The sequence below is a fragment of the Sphingomonas sp. BT-65 genome (genome assembly GCF_026107375.2).
Lineage (GTDB): Bacteria > Pseudomonadota > Alphaproteobacteria > Sphingomonadales > Sphingomonadaceae > Sphingomonas.
On record NZ_JAPCIA010000001.1, the window covers coordinates 631,496 to 648,034 of the forward strand.

14 protein-coding genes are annotated in these 16,539 nt (G+C 68.7%); 5 read left to right on the forward strand and 9 right to left on the reverse strand.

The window, feature by feature from the left end; genetic code table 11:
- Nucleotides 1-38: 38 nt before the first annotated feature.
- Entirely contained in the window at nt 39-1,772 is a 1,734-nt protein-coding gene (locus OK349_RS03145) for an amidohydrolase (RefSeq protein ID WP_265116369.1), read from the forward strand.
- 57 nt (nt 1,773-1,829) lie between these two features.
- On the opposite strand, the gene OK349_RS03150 is transcribed toward OK349_RS03145, so the two are convergent.
- A complete protein-coding gene (locus tag OK349_RS03150; protein ID WP_265116370.1) occupies nt 1,830-2,699 on the reverse strand; it encodes an alpha/beta hydrolase in 870 nt (289 codons plus the stop codon).
- Between the two features lie 246 nt (nt 2,700-2,945).
- Between OK349_RS03150 and OK349_RS03155 the strand changes: the two genes are divergently transcribed.
- Together OK349_RS03155 and OK349_RS03160 are read left to right on the forward strand one after the other, a co-directional pair.
- The gene (locus OK349_RS03155) at nt 2,946-3,572 is read left to right on the forward strand and encodes a hypothetical protein (RefSeq protein WP_265116371.1); all 627 of its coding nucleotides are present in this window, start codon (nt 2,946-2,948) and stop codon (nt 3,570-3,572) included.
- Nucleotides 3,573-3,583: 11 nt separating this feature from the next.
- Entirely contained in the window at nt 3,584-4,255 is a 672-nt protein-coding gene (locus OK349_RS03160; RefSeq protein ID WP_265116372.1) for a Fe2+-dependent dioxygenase, read from the forward strand.
- Here OK349_RS03160 and OK349_RS03165 read toward each other — a convergent pair.
- Together OK349_RS03165 and OK349_RS03170 are read right to left on the reverse strand one after the other, a co-directional pair.
- Nucleotides 4,252-5,640 carry an amidase family protein gene (locus OK349_RS03165; protein ID WP_265116373.1) on the reverse strand — a complete coding sequence of 463 codons (1,389 nt, stop codon included), beginning with the start codon at nt 5,638-5,640 and terminating at the stop codon, nt 4,252-4,254. The two genes, OK349_RS03160 and OK349_RS03165, sit on opposite strands and share 4 nt — an antisense overlap.
- Before the next feature lie 91 nt (nt 5,641-5,731).
- Nucleotides 5,732-6,772 carry an ornithine cyclodeaminase gene (locus OK349_RS03170; protein ID WP_265116374.1) on the reverse strand — a complete coding sequence of 347 codons (1,041 nt, stop codon included), beginning with the start codon at nt 6,770-6,772 and terminating at the stop codon, nt 5,732-5,734.
- A 185-nt stretch (nt 6,773-6,957) separates the two neighbouring features.
- On the opposite strand from OK349_RS03170, the gene OK349_RS03175 reads away from it, so the two are divergent.
- Complete coding sequence (locus OK349_RS03175; RefSeq protein ID WP_265116375.1) at nt 6,958-7,377, forward strand: Lrp/AsnC family transcriptional regulator; 420 nt, start codon at nt 6,958-6,960, stop codon at nt 7,375-7,377.
- Here OK349_RS03175 and OK349_RS03180 read toward each other — a convergent pair.
- The 4 genes from OK349_RS03180 to OK349_RS03195 form a co-directional block, all read right to left on the reverse strand.
- Complete coding sequence (locus tag OK349_RS03180) at nt 7,374-8,687, reverse strand: MFS transporter (protein WP_265116376.1); 1,314 nt, start codon at nt 8,685-8,687, stop codon at nt 7,374-7,376. The genes OK349_RS03175 and OK349_RS03180 overlap by 4 nt on opposite strands.
- 67 nt (nt 8,688-8,754) lie before the next feature.
- Nucleotides 8,755-9,483, reverse strand: coding sequence for an IclR family transcriptional regulator (locus tag OK349_RS03185; RefSeq protein WP_265116377.1), 729 nt, complete (start codon nt 9,481-9,483; stop codon nt 8,755-8,757).
- A 66-nt stretch (nt 9,484-9,549) separates the two neighbouring features.
- Complete coding sequence (locus tag OK349_RS03190) at nt 9,550-10,314, reverse strand: SDR family NAD(P)-dependent oxidoreductase (RefSeq protein WP_265116378.1); 765 nt, start codon at nt 10,312-10,314, stop codon at nt 9,550-9,552.
- 10 nt (nt 10,315-10,324) lie between these two features.
- Nucleotides 10,325-11,806: an aldehyde dehydrogenase gene (locus OK349_RS03195; RefSeq protein ID WP_265116379.1), complete on the reverse strand. Its 1,482-nt coding sequence runs from the start codon at nt 11,804-11,806 to the stop codon at nt 10,325-10,327.
- Nucleotides 11,807-11,974: 168 nt separating this feature from the next.
- Between OK349_RS03195 and OK349_RS03200 the strand changes: the two genes are divergently transcribed.
- A complete protein-coding gene (locus tag OK349_RS03200) occupies nt 11,975-12,406 on the forward strand; it encodes a CoA transferase (RefSeq protein ID WP_265116380.1) in 432 nt (143 codons plus the stop codon).
- Here the strand turns inward: OK349_RS03200 and OK349_RS03205 are convergent.
- Both OK349_RS03205 and OK349_RS03210 read right to left on the reverse strand, forming a co-directional pair.
- Nucleotides 12,396-13,361, reverse strand: coding sequence for an alpha/beta hydrolase (locus OK349_RS03205; RefSeq protein ID WP_265116381.1), 966 nt, complete (start codon nt 13,359-13,361; stop codon nt 12,396-12,398). The two genes, OK349_RS03200 and OK349_RS03205, sit on opposite strands and share 11 nt — an antisense overlap.
- Nucleotides 13,343-16,534: an amidohydrolase family protein gene (locus OK349_RS03210; RefSeq protein WP_265116382.1), complete on the reverse strand. Its 3,192-nt coding sequence runs from the start codon at nt 16,532-16,534 to the stop codon at nt 13,343-13,345. Before OK349_RS03210 ends, OK349_RS03205 begins: the two co-directional genes overlap by 19 nt.
- Nucleotides 16,535-16,539: the final 5 nt, after the last annotated feature.

The window sequence follows — 16,539 nt, forward strand, 5'->3', positions numbered from 1 at the left end:
TCGCGCCGGCCCGTTCTTGTCAGCGTACCGGAGAGACCATGTTGAACCTGACCCGTCCCGCCCGCTTCGCCGCGTTCGCGCTGCTGATGGCGGGGATCACCGGTGCCGCGCAAGCACGCGACCGCGTGACCGCCGACACAATCCTGACCAATGCCCGCATCTACACCGTCGACAAGAAACAGCCCTGGGCCCAGTCGGTCGCGATCAGGGACGGCAAGATCGTCGCGGTCGGCCCCGCAGCGGCAGTGGCGAAGACCAGGGGCGTGAAGACCCGCATCGTCGATCTCGGCGGCCGCCTCGTCCTCCCCGCCTTCGGCGACGCCCATGCGCACCCGCTGTTCGGCGCGCTCTCCAAGACGCGCTGCTCGCTCCACGACGGCAAGACAATCGAGGATTACAAGCGCATCATAGCCAAATGCGTCTCCGACACGCCGGGCACCGGCACTGTCTATGGCGTGGGCTGGGAGGATTCGCTGTTCCCGCCCAACGGCGTGCCGAACAAGGCGATCCTCGACGCGATCTCCACCACCCGCCCGTTGATCTTCGACTCGGTCGGCGGCCATACCAACTGGGTGAACTCGAAGGCGCTCGAGCTGGCGGGCATCACCAAGGATACCCCCAACCCGGTCAACGGCACGATCGACCGCGATCCCGCGACCGGCGAGCCGGTCGGCAGCCTTCAGGAATCAGCGCAGGCGCTGGTCGCCGAGCTGATCCCGCCGCCCACCGACGCCGATTACCAGAGTTCGATCCTCTACACCGCCAGGCTGTTCAATAGCCTCGGCATCGTCGCCTGGAACGATGCGGGGGTCGAGTTCGACGATGCCGGCGGCAGCCGCATGGTCGACGCGTACAAGGCGGTGAAGGACGCGGGCAAGCTCACCACCTATGTCTCGGTCTCGCTCAAATGGAAGAATGAGCGCGGGATGGATCAATTCCCCGGCCTGCTCAAGGCGGCGGAACGCGCCAACGCGCTCGGCATCCCGACCCACACGGTCAAATTCTATGTCGACGGCGTGATCCCGCAAAAGACCGCGTACATGCTCGCGCCCTATGAGGGTGATACCCAGCGCGGCGCCCCGCAGATCGCGCCCGACACGCTCAAGCAAGCCGTCACCGCGACCGACGCGAAGAGCATGCACGCCTTCCTCCACGCGATCGGCGACGGCGGGGTGCGGCTCTCGCTCGATGCGGTCGAGGCGGCGCGCAAGGCGAATGGTGCGAAACCGACCTACCACATGGTGACGCACCTCAATGTCGTCGATCCGGCCGACCAGCCGCGTTTCGGCCGGCTCGACACCTATGCCCAGTTCCAGCCGACCTGGTCGTCCTGGTACCCCTATATGGAGCTGACCGAGGCGGCGATCGGCAAGAAGCGGATGGAATATATCTATCCCGCGGGCAGCATCGTCCGCGCCGGCGGCAAGCTCGCTTATGGCGCCGACTGGCCGGTCGCGACCGCCAACCCGCTCGAAGGGCTGGAGGTCGCGATCACGCGTCAGGTGGCGGGCGACCCCAAGGCGAAACCGCTGGTCGCCAGCGAGGGCGTGTCGCTCGCCGAGGCGATCGAGAGCCACACGCTCAACGTCGCCGCCGTCAACGGCATGGCGAAGTTCACCGGATCGCTGGAGGCCGGCAAGAACGCCGACCTCGTCGTGCTCGACAAGGACATCTTCAAGCTGCCGGTGCACCAGATCAGCAAGGCGAAGGTGCTGGTCACCCTGTTTCAGGGCAAGGCGGTGTACGGCGATCTGGGGGCGTTGAAGCCTTGATCCTCCCCCTCCGTCAGCTGCGCTGACACCTCCCCCTGGCGGGGGAGGATTCCCCCCTCACGGCCAGTTGACCGAAAACCGCAGCGTCGCGGGCACCGCGCGCACCGGCACGGTCATATGCCCCTCACCCGCGAAGATCTCCGATCGTGTGCGCAGGCCATAGGCCGACAGCGGCGCCGTGCGCTGGACGAAATCCTCGGCGTCCCAACGCTCGAGGATCGCTTCCTCGCGGTCGCCCGTCACGACCAGCAGCCGGCTGACCTTCGGCACCGTCCCGGCCTGAAGCCGGGCGGCGAAGTCGCGCTCTTCCTTCAGCGTCAGCGCCTCGTGCCAGAAGATCGACGGGCTCGCCGCGATGATCGCATGGAAGGCGCCGGGCCGCGTGTAGAGCGTGTGCAGCGCGAACAGCCCGCCCAGCGAATGGCCGAACAGCGACTGGCGGTCGGGGTTGGTCTTGTAGCGCCTGCCGATCTCGGTGCGCAGCTCGCCGGTCAGGAAATCGAGGAACCGGTCCCAGCCGCCGCTCTTCTCCCTGGCGAACTTGGCATAGGCGCCCGAGGTGGTTGGCGCGCCGGTGAAATCGTCGATCCGCCGCACGTCATAGGCTTCGTCGGTGGGATAGCCGACGCCGACAACGATCGCCTTGTCGCCCGGTGACCATTCCATCATCCGCCGCGTCTCGGCGAAGGACGCGAACAGCGCGTTGCCGTCGAGCACATAGAGCACCGGATAGCCGCCCTCGGGCGGAGCCGCCTTGGGGAAGGATACGAAAATGCGATAGATCTGGCCGTTCGCGGCCTTCATGTCGAACGCCGCGGTCTGCGGCATGGTGTAGCCGGGCGCGGTAGACGCCGCTTGCTGCGCTTGCGCCGCCACCGGAAATGCCAGCGCCATCGCACCCGCCAGCCTGATCCATTTGCGCGCCATCGCCAACTCCCCGGCCTGTTTCGTGTCACCTCAGGCTAGCCCCGCCGCCGCGCCGGCCAAACCCCGCCTGCGGGTAATGCCGGGATGAGCCGGGTAAGCCCTACCAGCCTTACCCGCCTTGCCCGGTCGTTACCCCGCGCGCGGGCGTGACGGCGCGGCCGCGCTGTGATGCCCTGTCGCCGGGGACTATTCGGCGCGGGCGCGGGCTATGAAGTACTGCCACGCCATCCCCGAGGAGGGACAGATATGCAGAAATTTACGGTGAAGCTCTGGTCGGCCGCCGGTGCCGCCGCAGCGGCCACCACGCTCGCCGCCCCGGCTGCTGCGGAGGATGGCCCGCCGCCCGCCATCCCCGCTCCGACCGACACCGTCTACCCCACCGGCTTCGATAAGGCGCTGTCGCTGATGCTTGCGGGCGAGGGCGGCGAGAACGGCATCGGCGTGCACAAGGTGTGGCCGACGCTGATGTTCCCCGCGCTCACCACCGATCAGATCAGCAAGGCGGTGACCGGCAACTCGCTCGTCATCGCGTATCACTACACCCACCAGTACGGCGCGGACGGACGCGTCGGCGGCTACAATATCCGCTACGATGCCGTCGACGTGAAGAAATGCCCCAAGATCGAAGTGCCCGGCGACGGGCTGCTGCTCTACGAGGGCGTGTGCAGCGCACAGGTCAGGGAACCCGTCACCGGCAGCTGGAAGGCGCAGGACCACAAGCTCTGCGTCGACATCCGCTGGGGCAAGGACGGGAAGATCGACGGCTGCTATTCGATGTTCTTCGTGATGGACAGCGTGGCGATGGTGAAGCCCGACGGCGGCGTCTCGGGCAAGGCTCATGCGCTGAAGAAGGGCGCGGCGCCAGACATGTAGAGGGGAGCGCCATGTTCATCTGCATCCCGGATATCCTGAGTTCCGCGCAGCTCGCGGAGCTTGCCGTGCAGATGGACCGGCAGTCCTTCATCGACGGGCGCGAGACCGCGGGCTGGGCCGCCGCCGGGGTCAAGGAGAACACCCAGGTCGCCGCCGACTCCCCCGGCTATGCCGCGATGCAGGCGATGGTCGCGGGGGCGCTGGCGGCCAGCCGCATCTTCGCGATGGCGGCGATGCCGCGGCAGATGCGGCCGATCCTGTTCAGCCGTTACGGCCCTGGCATGGGCTATGGCCCGCATGTCGACAATGCGCTGATGGGCGAGGCGCCGCAGATGCGGATCGACCTCGCCTTCACCCTCTTCCTTTCCGATCCGGAGCGCTATGAGGGCGGCGAGCTCGAGATCGACGAGCCCGCGGGCACGCGCAGCTTCAAGCTGCCCGCGGGCGCTGCGATCCTCTATCCCGCCAATTCGCTGCATTGGGTGACGACCGTGACCGCGGGCCGCCGCGACGTCGCGGTCGGTTGGCTGCAGAGCCTGGTGCGCGAGCACGACAAGCGCCGCGTGCTGTTCGAGCTCGAGAGCCTCCGCGCGACGATGTTCGCCGAGAGCGGCAAGACGGCGGCCTTCGACACGCTCTCGCGCAACACCAGCAACCTGTGGCGGATGTGGGCCGAACCCTAGGCGCCGAACGCCATCGGCGGCCAGCGATCGGCCCAGGGGCTCGCCACTTCCAGTTCTTCCCCGAGCCCCAGCAGCAGCTCGTCTCCGCCATGCCCGGCGGAGAACATCGCGCCCACAGGCAGCCCGCTCTCCCCCGCGAATAGCGGCAGCGAGATGCTCGGCGTCCCCGTCATGTTGTGCAGCGGGGTGTAGTTCACATAGCCGAACAGGGCGTCGAACAGCGCGTTCACGGGGCGCGTCGGCGCGAGATGGCCGAGCGGCGGCGGCACGCTCGCGGTGACGGGCGAAAGCACCACATCGAAGCGCGCATGAAACCCGGCCAGCGCCGCCGATGCGCGATCGACCTGCGCCAGCGCCTCGGCGAGCAGCTCGGGTGTCACGCGCGCGCGCCGCTCGGCAAGGCCCAGCGTCCACGGCTCGAGCACCTCGCTCGCCCGTGCACCATAGTGATCGACGGTCTCGCCACCGAGATAGTCCCACAAAGTCGTGAAGCCGGCACGCAACGCCGCGCGGTCGATCGGCTGGGTAACTTCCTCGACACGATGCCCCTGCGCCTCGCACAGCGCCGCCGCGCGCCGTACCACCGCCTCGACCTCTGTCTCTGGCTCGGTGCCGTCCATGCCAGTCAGGTCGAGCGCGATCCGCAGCTTGCGGCCCGGCGGCATCACCGCGCCCTTCTCCGCTGGGCGCAGCAGCCGCGCCGCCCAGACCGTGTCGCGCATCGAGCGGCCGTAGAGGCTGTCCGAGCAGAGGATGTCGTCGACCAGATTATAGGCCCGCGCGCGCACGTTCCAGCCGCGGCTGGGCTTGAAGCCGATGATCCCGCAGTTGGATGCCGGGATGCGGATCGATCCGCCCGCGTCGCTCGCGGTGGCGAAGGGCACCAGCCCCGCCGCCACCGCCGCGCCCGCGCCGCTGCTCGATCCGCCCGAGCTGCGCGACAGGTCCCACGGGTTGCAGGTCGGGCCGTAGAGCAGCGCCTCGCCGCTCGCGTTCAGCCCGAATTCGGGCATGGTCGACATGCCGACCGGCACCATTCCCGCGCGGTCGAGCGCCTGCGCCAGCGCAAAGGCGCGGCGGGCGACCTCGCCCTTCTTCGCACGCGACCCGGCCTCGCACGGGAAACCGGGATATTCGAGCGACGCCTTGAGCAGATAGGGCACCGCCGCCATCGGCGCGTCGCGATCGACCCGCGCCGCCGCCGCACGGGCATGGCCGAACGCGCGCACCGCGAGCGAATTGAGCGCGCCGTCGATCGCCTCGATCCGCGCGATCGCGGCCTCAACCAGCGCCTCGGGCGGCACGTCGCCGCGCCGCACCAGTTCGGCTTGGCCATGCCCGTCGAGCCGCGCGATCGCGTCGGCCTGCGCAAGCGTCATCGACATGCGTATTTCATCCCAAAATTGCTGATCGATCTGCACAACGGGCTGGGCGATTCGTCCAGTCCGTCACCCATTTGCCCGGCCGCGTTACCCGTCAGGCCGCCTGCGCCGCCTCGGCCATTGCCGGGGCGATCAGCCCGAACAGGTCGCGCGGATCCGCAGGCGCGGTGATGAGGTCGAGCGTCTCATACTGCCCGGTCTCGGTCGCGAGATCGCGCAGCAGCCGCAGCGCCGCGAAATCCTCGACGGCGAACCCGACCGAGTCGAACAAGGTGATCTCGTCGCGCCGCGTGCGCCCCGGCGCCTCGCCACGGATCACCTGCCACAGCTCGGTCACCGGGAAGTCGGCGGGCATCTGCTGGATCTCACCCTCGATCCGCGTCTGCTCGGTCAGTTCGACGAACACGCTGGCGCGGGAGAGGATGTCCTTCTGCAGCTCGGTCTTGCCCGGGCAATCGCCGCCCACTGCGTTGAGGTGCACGCCTGTACCGACCATGTTGTCCGAGAGGATCGTCGCCTGGACCTTGTCGGCGGTCACGGTGGTGACGATGTCCGCGCCCGTCACCGCACTCCCCGGCTCCTCGCACACCGTCACGCGAACGCCGCGCCCGGCCATGTTGCGCACGAACTTGGCGGTCGCGGCGGGATCGACGTCGTACACGCGCAAAGTCTCGATCCCCAGCACCGCGCGGAACGCCGCCGCCTGGAACTCGGACTGCGCGCCCAGCCCGATGATCGCCATCGTCTTCGCATCGGGCCGGGCGAGGTGCTTCGCTGCCAGCGCGGACATCGCCGCGGTGCGCAGCGCGGTCAGGATCGTCATCTCCGACAGGAACACCGGATAGCCGGTGTCGACCTCGGCCATCAGCCCGATCGCGACCACCGTCTGCAGCCCACGCTCGAAATTATACGGGTGCCCGTTGACGTACTTGAAGCTGTAGAGCGCATCGTCCTGCGTCGGCATCAGCTCGATCACCCCGCCGGGGCTGTGGCTGGCCAGCCGCGGGATCCGCTCGAACCGGTCCCAGCGGCGGAAATCGGCCTCCAGATAGTCGACCATCCGCGTCAGTACCGCGTCGATCCCCACCTGCGCCACGATCCGCCGGATCTCGCTCACGCCCACAAACTGCACCATCGCCGCCTCCCTTGATCTTTCGACGATGCTAGGGCGCGCGCGGGTGCAGGCGACAGGCGCATGCTGCGCAACTTCGCGCGGCCATTTGGTCAATCTGCCGGCCCGATCCGCACAGATTGCGGACCCGTCACCGTGCACAAACTGGCCCGTGACAAGCCCACGCAAGCGGTGTGGAGAATAAGCGGATGCACGAGCTCGACGATCTCGACCGGCGGCTGATCGCCGCGCTGCGCGAAGATGCGCGGATGCCGATCACCCGGCTCGCCGCGGTGCTCAAGGTATCGCGCACCACCGCGCAGGCGCGGCTTGACCGGCTGCTGGAGAGCGGCGCGGTGCTCGGCTTCACCATCCGCGCGCGTCAGGCGAACGATCAGGTGCGCGCGGTGATGATGATCGAGATCGAGGGTCGATCGACCATCGCGATCATCAAGCGGCTGCGCGGCTTTCCCGAGCTGGCGGCGCTGCACACCACCAATGGCGGCTGGGATCTGGTCGCGGAAATCACCGTCGCCAACCTCGCCGCTTTCGATCGCATCCTGCGTGAGGTCCGCCAGATCGACGGCGTGCTCAACAGCGAGACCAGCCTGCTGCTGAGCAGCCTCTAGGCGGCCCCGCGCCGCTGCGCCCAAGGCAGCAGGAACACCATCGCCGCGGCGATCAGCCCGCCCAGTCCCATCGTCAGCGACACCGCGAGCAGGCTGCTCCCGCTCGCGAACAGCGCGCCCGCGACCACCGGCCCCACCGCCGATCCGCCGCGCCCCATGCCGATCACGAACCCCGTCCCGCTCGCGCGCAGCGCCGCGGGATAGGTTTGCGCCAGGATCGGATAGAGCCCGACCACGCCGGCATTGATGAAGAAGGCCGCGACCGCCGCGGTCAGCGACAGCCGGACCAGGTCTGCGCCCGCCAGCCCGAACGCGCCGATCGCGATGAACCCGAGCAGCATCGCCCCGCCGACCAGCGGCCGCAAGTTGAAGCGCTGGCTGAGCAGCCCGATCAGCACCGCGCCGGTGAGGTTGCCGACATTGGCCCACACCAGCGCCCGCCCGGCCTGCGCTGCGTCGAACCCCAGATCGACCACGATCTTCGGGATCCATTTCTGGATGTAGTAGAAGAACAGGATCTGCGCGAAATACGCGATCGTCAGCAGGATGGTGATCCAGCGGAAATCGCGTGAGAAGAGCGAGAGGATCGACGGCCTGACCGTCTCCATCGGCACGGGGGGCAATGCGTCGGCCGGCGCATGGCCCAGCCGCACCAGCGTCCGGTTGACCGCCTCGAGCGCGCCCGCCGGCCGCCGCGCGATCAGCGATTCGATCGATTCGGGCAGGAACAGCACCGCCAGCGGGATCATCGCCGCGCTCGCCACCCCGCCCAGCATGAACACCGACCGCCAATCCCCGGTCGAGGCGAGTAGCGCTGATGCGACCAGCCCGCCCAGGATCGCCCCGGTCGAATAGCCCGCGATGTTGAGCGCGACGTTGAGTCCTCGCCTCTTGTCGTTCGAGAACTCGGCGACCATCGCGCTGGTCGACGACAGCATGCCCCCGATGCCGATTCCGGTGAGGAAGCGGATGACCGACAGCATCTCCACCCCGCTCGCGACCGTCGCCGCGAACATCCCCGCGGTCATCACCGTCAGGCAGCCGAGGATCGTCGGCCGCCGCCCGATCCGGTCGGCGACGTTGCCGATCAGCACCGATCCCGCCGCCATGCCGAGCAGCTCCATCGACAGCACGATGCCCAGCGTGGCCTTGTCGACGCCCCACTCGGCGGCGATCCCGGGCGCGGCGAAGCTGATCGCCAGCACGTCGAAGCCGTCCAATGCGTTGAGCGCGATGCACAAGGCCACCACCACGATCTGCAGCCGGTGCATCGGCGCAGCCGCAATCGCCGCGCGCGGGTCGTGGGTCATATGCCTCTCCCGCCGGCCGCGGTCCGCAATGGCCGCCCGGTCGTTTCGTTGAGCCTGTGTGTTTGGCCTAGCCCAGCGTCGCGAGGTGCTTCGCGACGATCGCCGCCATCTCCGGTCGCCGCTCGAGGCAGCGTGACACCGGCCCCACCACCACCACCGACAGCCGCCGCTCGCTGCCCGGCAGCGCCATCGCGACACCCGCGAGGTCCGGCGTGTATTCGATGTTGCTCTGGTGCCAGCCCATCGCCGCCGCCTCGGCCAGCCGCGCCTCGACCGCTTCCGGCCCCACCGGGGTGGTCGGCGCATAGGCGACGAAGTCGATCTTGCGGTAGAGCTTCTCGCGCTCCTCGCGCGGCATCTGCGCCAGCAGCGCGCGCCCCGCCGAGGTCGCGTGGATCGGCACCCGGTCGCCCACCTTGGCGAAGTAGCGCACCGGCTGGCGCGATTCCGCGACGTCGACGAAGGTCGCGAAGATCCCCGCCGGCGCCGCGATCGCCACCGTCTCGCCGGTCGCTTCCATCAGGTCCTTCGCCAGCCGCTGGAATTTCGCGGGCAGCGGCTCTGCCGCCGTCACCGCCTCGGCCAGCACCAGCCAGCGCGGGCTCGGATAATAGGCGCCGCGCCCGCGCGGCTCGTAGAGATAGCCCATCGAAGCGAGCGTGCCGATCAGCTTGAACGTGCTCGATCGCGGCCAGCCTAACTCGTCGGCCATTTCGGCCGGCGTCGCCGGGCGCAGGCGGCGCGCGAAATACTCCAGCACTTCGAGCGCGTTGGCGGCCTGACGGACGGTGTTCATGCCCGCCATATGGCGCAAGCGCCGCGCCCGGAAAAGCGTCCTGCCTGTCCGGGCGCCGGGCCACGCTCAGCGCGCCGTAAAGCCGCCATCGACCGGCAGCGCCACGCCGGTGACGAAGCTCGCCTCGTCCGAAGCCAGCCACAATGCCGCATCGGCAATCTCCCCCGCCTGCACCAGCCGTCCCATCGGCACGTTCGCGATCAGCCTGGCCTCGTTCGCCGCCGCCTCCGCCGGGTCGCCGCTGCGTCCCGTGAAGCCGATCTTCATCGGCGTGTCGGCAAGCCCCGGACACACCACGTTGACGCGGATCTTGTCGGCGGCCAGCGCGAGCGCGAGGCTCTTGGTCAGCCCGACCACGCCCCATTTCGCGGCCGAGTAGATCGGGCTCATCATCGATCCGACCAGGCCCGAGACCGATGCGGTGAAGATGATCGAACCGCCGCCGCGCTCGCGCATGTACGGCGCGACCTGCCCCGCACCCAGCGCCGCCGCGGTGACGTTGAGGTCGATCGCCTTGCGATAGGCGTCGAGGTCCAAATCCTCGACCGACGCCGGCCCCGGCATCCCGGCATGCGCCCACAATATGTCCGCGCCGCCCAGCCATTCGGCCGCCGTATGAATGCTGCCCTTGGCGTCCGCGGGATCGAGCAGGTCGGCGGTGATGCCCGTCACCCTGTCCGCGCCGAACTCGGCGACCAGCGCGTCGAGCGCTTCGCGGTTGACGTCGATCGCCGCCACCTTCGCCCCCTCGCGCACGAAGCGTTCGACCCCTGCGCGGCCCATGCCCGATGCGGCGGCGGTGACGATGGCGAGCTTGCCGTTCAGGCGCATGTCTTCTTCCTCAAGCAGCGAAGGGATCGGGGAACTTCCCCGTGGTCGAAACAATGGTGGTCTTGGTCTCGAGGAACGGATCGAGCCCCTCGATCCCGTTCTCGCGGCCCCAGCCGCTCGCCTTCACCCCGCCATAGGGGGTGGACCAGCGGATGTAGCGATAGGTGTTGACCCACACCATGCCGGCCTGGATCCGCGCAGCGACGCGATGCGCGCGCCCGGTATCGCCCGACCACAGCCCGGCGGCGAGGCCGTAGGGCGTCGAATTGGCGATCGCGACTGCTTCGTCCTCGCCCTCGAACGACATGATCGCGGCGACCGGCCCGAAAATCTCCTCCTGCGCAATCCGCATGTTCGCCGAGACCCCCGCGAACACCGTCGGCTCGACGAAATAGCCGCCCGAGAGGCCATCGCGGTCGATCCGGCTCCCGCCCGTGACCAGCTCGGCACCCTCGTCCCGGCCGATGCCGACATAGGACAGAGTCTTGTCGAGCTGCTGCGCATGCGCCTGCGGCCCCATATGCGTCGCGGGGTCGAGCGGCATGCCGACCCGCACTCGCCCGGCGCGCTCGCGAAACGCCTCGACCACGCGATCATAAATCGAGCGCTCGACCAGCACGCGGCTCCCCAACGCGCAGCTCTGCCCGCACAATGCCCAGGCCGATCCGGTCGCGGCATTGAGCGCGTTCTCGATATCGGCGTCGGCGAAGATGATGTGCGGCGCCTTGCCGCCCAGCTCGAAGGTGCAGCGAGTCAGCGTATCCGCCCCCGCCTTCAGGATCGCCTTCGCGGTCGATCCCTCGCCGGTGAAGCTGATCTTGGCGACATCGGGATGCTCGACCAGCCGCGCGCCTGCCACCGTCCCGTCGCCCGGCACGACATTGACCACGCCCGGTGGAAATCCCGCCGCCTCGAACAGCTTCGCCAGCGCGAGCGACGAAGCCGGCGTCGATTCCGCGGGCTTCAACACCACCGTGCATCCCGCCGCCAGCGCAGGGCCGAGCTTCCACGCCGCCGCCATCATCGGCACGTTCCACGGCGTGATCGCCCCGACCACGCCGACCGGATGGCGCGTGGTGAAGGCATGGACGCTGTCGTCCATCGGGATGGTGCGCCCGCCCAGCTTGTCGGCGAGCGAGGCGAACCAGTGATAATATTGCGCGTGCAGACCGATATCGCCGCGCGATTCCCGCACCGCCCGGCCATTGTCGCGCGTCTCGATCTGCGCGAGCGCGTCGACCTGCGTCGTATAGAGATCGGCGAATTTCCGAAGCAGCGCGGCGCGCTCCCACGGCGGCATCTTGCGCCAGGGACCCTCGAACGCCGTCTTCGCGGCGGCCACCGCGCGGTCGATATCTGCCGTCCCGCCGTACACGACATCGCCCCACGGCTCGCCCGTCGCCGGATCGATGCTCGGCCGCATGCCGCCATCAATCGGCGCCACCCATTCCCCGCCGATGAATAGCCTGTCGAACGTAAATCCGTCGAGCATCCCGACTCCATAAATTTCTATTTATGGACACATTAGTCTCTGCGTATGAATTTAAGTCAAGAAGGAGAGACGGGTAATGCTGCCGCTGCTGGAGGGGATTCGGGTCGAGGTCGGCGCGGTGGTGCTCGGCACCTATGCAGGGCAGATCCTCGCCGACTTGGGCGCGGGGTGATCAAGGTCGAGCCGCTCGAAGGCGACATCGCCTGCAACGCCCACTCCTCGGGCAGCGGCGGCGGCGCGCTGTTCGTGAACAACAAGCGCATGCTCGCGCTCGACCTCAAGGCGCCCGCAGACCGCGCCGCGCTGGCCCGGCTGATCGGCACCGCCGACGTCCTCTTCCACAACATGCGCATCGACGCCGCCAAGCGGTTCGGCCTCGGCTTCGACGCGGCCGCGGCGATCAACCCGCGCATCGTCCATTGCGCCGCGATCGGCTTCGGCCCTCGCGGCCCCTATCGCGACCGACCGGCGTTCAACGACATCATCCAGGCGACGAGCAGCATCGCAACCTCACCTGGCATCGCCCCGCGCGGGGCGGAATGCGGGTTCGACGAGGACGAGATCGAGGCGCTGATTGCTGGTGGCATCGCTAACGGCTGAGCCGCCCCGCCACGAACGCCGCCCCGTCGGCGATCCCCTGGCGCGCCACCGCCGCAACCGACATCGCCTCGAGGAAGCTGTGCGTCGCGCCGGTATAGACGATGGCGTCGGTCGCCACGCCGGCAACCCGCAGCCGCGCCACCATCGCCAGCGACTGCTCGGTCAGCAGGTCGCATTCGGGAATCACCAGCAGTACTCGCGGCAATCCGGCGAGATCCGCCAGCAACGGACACGCCATCGGATCGCTGCGCTCGCGCTCGAAGTCGGTCAGGTAGTTGGCATAATAGGCCACCGCCTCAGCGCGATCCATGATTGACCCTGGCCCGCCGAACGCCGCCTCCGCCGCATCCGACACCGCGGTCGAGAAATAGCCGTAGTTGGACAGGATACCCCGAACGATCCCGCCTTCGCCGCGATCCCGTAGCCGCAGCGCGGTGGCGAAGGACAGGTTGGCCCCCGCCGAATCCCCGCCTATCGCGAGTCTGCCCGGGTCGATCCCCAGCTCCGCCCCATGGTCCCTGAGCCACAGCATCAGCGCCTCGATCCGGTCGAGCGCCACCGGATATTTATGCTCGGGCGACAATGGATACTCGACCCCGATCACCGCGAACCCGCCCGCTGCCGCATATTCGCGCATCAGCCGGTCGTGCGTGTCGATCGAGAACAAGGTGAACCCGCCGCCGTGCAAATACACCAGCGCAGGGGCCGGCTCGGCCATCCCCAAGGGGAAATGCACCCGCACATGCAGCTGGCCCGCGCCCGGATCGAACACTCGCTCGATCGTCCGCGCCATCTCCGGCCCGCCCTGGGCCCAGCGCGCCCGCACCGCCTCGCACACCGCGCGCTGCCCGGGGAAGTCGAGCGTGTCGAACGGAGGATGCTGTGTCCAGCGCGCCTTCATCTCGGCCAGGAACGCCGCGATCTCCGGGTCGAGCGTCACTTGACCGGCAGCCACTGCGCGTCCTTGGCTCGTGCGAACCACGGCGTCGGGAGCTTGCGCGCCACCGGCCACAGTTCGTCGAGCGTGTCGGCATCGAACAGCTGCCCGCCGCGCATCACCAGCTTCACCGATCGCGTGTTGCGGATATCCGCCACCGGATCGCGGTCGAACACCACCAGATCGGCGTACTTGCCCGCCTCCAGCGTCCCCATGTCCTGCAATCGCCCGATCGTCTCCGCCGCGCCTGCCGTCGCCGCGTGCAGAACCACCATCGGCGTCATCCCGCCCAGCGTGTGCGCCTCCATCTCGTAGTGGAAACCGATCCCCGGCTCGTCGCCATGCGATCCCATGCCGACGAGCGCGCCGCTCTCCGCGAGTCGTCTCACATCCGCCGCCAGCACCGGCATGCGCGACGCATCGAGCGAACCCCATTCGCGATGCCCAAGCTTGTGCGCGATCGCCGGCGGCGACCAGAAGCGCTTCACCTTCGCGTCCAGCGCCGGATCGTATTTCGCGACATAATAGTGCCGCCCCGCCGGTCCACTGGTGTTGACCAGCAACGTCGAGACATAGCTGGTCCGCGTCAGTGCATAGAGCTTGAGCACATCCTCCTGCAGCGGCGCGACCGGCAGCGCATGCTCGTTCCCGGCATAGCCGTCGAGGATCTGGGTCAGGATCAGCTTGGGGTTGTGGCTCCCCTCGGTCGTTGGGACGATGCCTTGCTCGCGCGCGGCCATCGCGATCCATTGCCGCACCGTGCGGCTCTCGCCACGATACTGTTTGATGTTCCTGAGGCCCCAGGCCTCGCGATAGCGCCGCAGGATCGCTCGCGCTTCGTCGAGCGACGCGATCCGCTCCTTGGAGAACAGCGCCGGCCCGGTCGAGCGCAGGCGCGGCCCCACGATCAGTCCGGCGTCGACCAGGTCCTGATAGGCCACCTGATCGATCCCCAGCGTCGAGGGATCGAACGAGGTCGTAACGCCATAGGCCAGCCGCGCGCGCAGCCCCCATTCCTCGTACGAAATGACGTTGCGCCGTACGCCGCCGATATGATCGTGATCATCTATGAACCCCGGCGCGACCGTCTTGCCGCCAAGCTCGCGCACGGGCGTCCCGGCCGGCACCGCGAAGCTCCCGCGCGGTCCGATCGCGGCGATGCGGTCGCCGGTGATCAGGATGTCGGCGTCGCCGATCACCTTGTCCCCGCCGGCCATCGTCAGCGCGCGCGCTCCCCGCAGCAACAAGCTTCCGGCAGGCCGGGCACGCGGCAACTCAGCGACAAGTTCAACATGCCTCTTCGGCACCGTCGCGCCCGCATCAGGCAGCACCTGCACGAAATTCCCGACCGACCAGATCAGGCTCCCGTCGGCGCGCCAGTCGAAAAAGTCGGCGCCCAGGTCGGTCACGCGCCGTCCCGGATTGCTCGGCGCGGTCAGGTCGATCTCGACCTTGGGATCGGCGGGCGTGGGAATGACATAGAGCTGCTCGCTGGTCTGCGCCGCGATCCATTTGCCGTCTGGGCTGATGCGCATGTCGTCGACGGTCGCGAGCAGATCGGTGAAATAATAGCCCTGCGCCTTGACCATCGCGGCGCGGCGCCTCGCGCCAGACGCCAAATCCACCGCCGCCAGCCCGTCGTCGCTCATCACATACGCAGTGCCTGGCTGTTCATTCACGAAATGCGGCTTCTGCCCGAGCCGTCCGCTGGTTACCACGCGCGCCGCCCCGCCGCCCGCCGGAATCGCCACCAGTTCGCCCGGCCGCACCGTCCCGAACTCGAAGCTCGTCTGCTGCCGCGCCGCCGCGGGGGAACGCACCGCGAGGATCGTCCTGCCGTCGGGCGTGAAGGCCGGATGCGTGTAGAAGGCCGAAACGTCGCTCACCTTGACCGGTTTGCCCGATCCGTCGACGGCCACCGTCCATACCGCCCCGCCCGCGCCCTCGCTCCACGTCACATAGGCGATCCGCTTGCCGTCGGGACTCCAGCCCGGCAGCGACGGCGGGTCGCCCGCGATCGGCAACCGCATTGCCGCACCACCGTCGAGCGGCCGCACATAGATGCTCCCAAGCGCCGCGAATGCCACGCGCTTGCCGTCGGGCGAGGGAGTCGTCCCCTGCGGCAGTTTCGCCCGCACCACGCCGGTCTCCTCGCGAAAGCCGATCCGCGTGCCCGGCCCCACCTCGAGATCGAGCTTCGCGGTGAACGGAATGCGCGTTGCCGCCGATCCGTCGACCGGTCGCCGCTCGATCTTGCCGTTCACCGCGATCAGGATCGCCTTGCCGTCGGGGGTGAAGGTGTAGCGCGGGATCAGGTCCATCCATGCCGCGCCGTTCATCAGGTCGAGCGGCGCCGCACCGAGATCGCGATCCACTCCCGTCGCCAGCTCGCGCACGCGCAGCCGCGTCTGCGCCATGCGCCGCGAGGCATAGGCGAGCAGCCTGCCGTCGGGCGAAATCGCCGGGCGAAAGAAGGTCTCGCCCCCCGCCTCGCGCCCGCCCGAGCTGCCGATCACCGTCTCCTCCGCCCCGCTCGCCAGATCGCGCCGCATGATCGTCCACGGCACCGGCTCATCGAACGACAAGTCACCTACCCGCCGCGCGAAATAGAGCCACTTGCCGTCCTTCGACGCAGCCGCGCTGAGCGTGCTCTGCCAGGCCGAGCGCGGCGCATCGGGTTTGAGCTTGGCCGGCGCGACCAGCTCGCCCGGCCCGCCGTCCACCGCATGCTTCCACAACTCGTAGCGGTCCCAGCGGATGCGGTAGCGGCTCACATAGACATGCTTGCCGTCCGCGCTCCATTCGGGCGAGGTGCGCACCGCCCCCTCATCCTCGTCGGTAATCCGCCGCGCCCCACTCCCGTCCGCGCGCACGATCCAGACATTGTCGCCGCCCGAGCGGTCGCTGACATAGGCGATCCACTTGCCGTCGGGCGAGAAGACCGGCTGCACCTCGAACGCGATGCCCTGCGCGATCGGCACCGCGCGCCCGCCGCTCGCCGGCATCGCGTAGAGCTCGCCCAGCATGTCGAACAGGATCGTCTTCCCGTCGGGCGAGACCGCCAGCGACATGAAGCTGCCGCTCGACACCTCGTAGCTCAGCGTGCGGCGGTCCTTCATCGGCAGCGCGTCGTCGGCCAGCGCCGGCATCGCGAACGCGATCATCGACACCAGGCCCAATACGCGCTTCATACCCA

Coding starts and splice junctions, on each gene's coding strand:
- OK349_RS03145 (WP_265116369.1), top strand. CDS start 39: ATGTTGAACCTGACCCGTCCCGCCCGCTTCGCCGCGTTCGCGCTGCTG.
- OK349_RS03150 (WP_265116370.1), bottom strand. CDS start 2,699: ATGGCGCGCAAATGGATCAGGCTGGCGGGTGCGATGGCGCTGGCATTT.
- OK349_RS03155 (WP_265116371.1), top strand. CDS start 2,946: ATGCAGAAATTTACGGTGAAGCTCTGGTCGGCCGCCGGTGCCGCCGCA.
- OK349_RS03160 (WP_265116372.1), top strand. CDS start 3,584: ATGTTCATCTGCATCCCGGATATCCTGAGTTCCGCGCAGCTCGCGGAG.
- OK349_RS03165 (WP_265116373.1), bottom strand. CDS start 5,640: ATGTCGATGACGCTTGCGCAGGCCGACGCGATCGCGCGGCTCGACGGG.
- OK349_RS03170 (WP_265116374.1), bottom strand. CDS start 6,772: ATGGTGCAGTTTGTGGGCGTGAGCGAGATCCGGCGGATCGTGGCGCAG.
- OK349_RS03175 (WP_265116375.1), top strand. CDS start 6,958: ATGCACGAGCTCGACGATCTCGACCGGCGGCTGATCGCCGCGCTGCGC.
- OK349_RS03180 (WP_265116376.1), bottom strand. CDS start 8,687: ATGACCCACGACCCGCGCGCGGCGATTGCGGCTGCGCCGATGCACCGG.
- OK349_RS03185 (WP_265116377.1), bottom strand. CDS start 9,483: ATGAACACCGTCCGTCAGGCCGCCAACGCGCTCGAAGTGCTGGAGTAT.
- OK349_RS03190 (WP_265116378.1), bottom strand. CDS start 10,314: ATGCGCCTGAACGGCAAGCTCGCCATCGTCACCGCCGCCGCATCGGGC.
- OK349_RS03195 (WP_265116379.1), bottom strand. CDS start 11,806: ATGCTCGACGGATTTACGTTCGACAGGCTATTCATCGGCGGGGAATGG.
- OK349_RS03210 (WP_265116382.1), bottom strand. CDS start 16,534: ATGAAGCGCGTATTGGGCCTGGTGTCGATGATCGCGTTCGCGATGCCG.